General features: G+C 57.5%; 1 protein-coding gene. It reads left to right on the forward strand.

The window, feature by feature from the left end; all coding sequences use genetic code 11:
- Positions 1-760: IS110 family RNA-guided transposase (locus JNB91_RS30265; RefSeq protein ID WP_220329117.1), on the forward strand; the 760-nt coding region annotated here is incomplete at its 5' end.
- Positions 761-1,075 lie beyond the last annotated feature (315 nt).

The raw sequence follows: 1,075 nt of genomic DNA on the forward strand, positions 1-1,075 counted from the left end.
TTGGGTTCCAGATCGCGGACACGAAGCCATGCGCGATCTCGTGCGGGCCCGAGAAGCAGCCCAGGGGGCTCAAAAGCGGGCGCGTCAGCAGCTTCAGTCGTTCCTACTTCGACATGGCCGCATCTATTCGGGCCGCTCATCTTGGTCGCTGGCACATATGCGGTGGATATCGACCCTGAAGTTCGAGCATCCGGCGCACTCCATTGTGCTCAAGGAATACTGCCAGGCGATCGAGGATGCCGAGGTGCGCTTAAAGCGTCTGACCGATCTGATCTCGGAGACTGTCAAATCCTGGACGATGGCTCCTGTTGTCGAAGCATATCAGGCGTTACGAGGCGTGTCGTTGATTGCCGCCGTCGTCTTTGTTGCCGAAATTGGCGACATCCGCCGCTTCGAAAATCCCCGCCAGCTGATGGCCTTTCTTGGCCTCGTTCCGTCAGAGAGCTCGACAGGTGAACATGTCAAACGTGGCGGGATCACTAAGGCCGGGAACTCTCGGGCCCGTCGCATGCTGGTCGAAGGCGCATGGGCTTACCGCTTCCCTGCGCGGGTAAGTCGAACCAAGCAAGCGCAGTTGGAAGGCCTACCGAGAACCGTTCGCGAAATAGCCTGGAAAGGTCAGCTACGCCTCTGCACTCGCTATCGAAAAATGATCCTCGCGGGGAAGCACAAGGCCATCGCGATCACCGCGATCGCTAGAGAAATGGGGGCCTTCCTGTGGGCTATCGGTCAGGAAGTGCAACCAGCTGACCTCGCTTAGCCAAGCACCGCATATCGCGCGCATTAGAAAGAGGAGGCAAGATCGAACATCCGCTGATGCTCAATATTGGAGGCAGGGCCCGGTCGGGGAATCTTCGATGGAATTGAGTGGCCGACTACGTCGATGCCCGTGCTTAGACAGAAGCAGCCCCAGGCGTACACACGGAAATGCGGTATCCAACCCGCGTATAAGAGTTTGCAAACCGTCGTCTTGAGGCCCTGTCTCCTACATTGCGCATGAGCTACACCATGCAGGACCAGCCATTATTGGCTGGACGAATAGTCGTGGCCAAGCCGCTTGCAAATGAACATAAGA

Source organism: Aliirhizobium wenxiniae (genome assembly GCF_019511445.1).
GTDB classification, from domain to species: domain Bacteria; phylum Pseudomonadota; class Alphaproteobacteria; order Rhizobiales; family Rhizobiaceae; genus Neorhizobium; species Neorhizobium wenxiniae_A.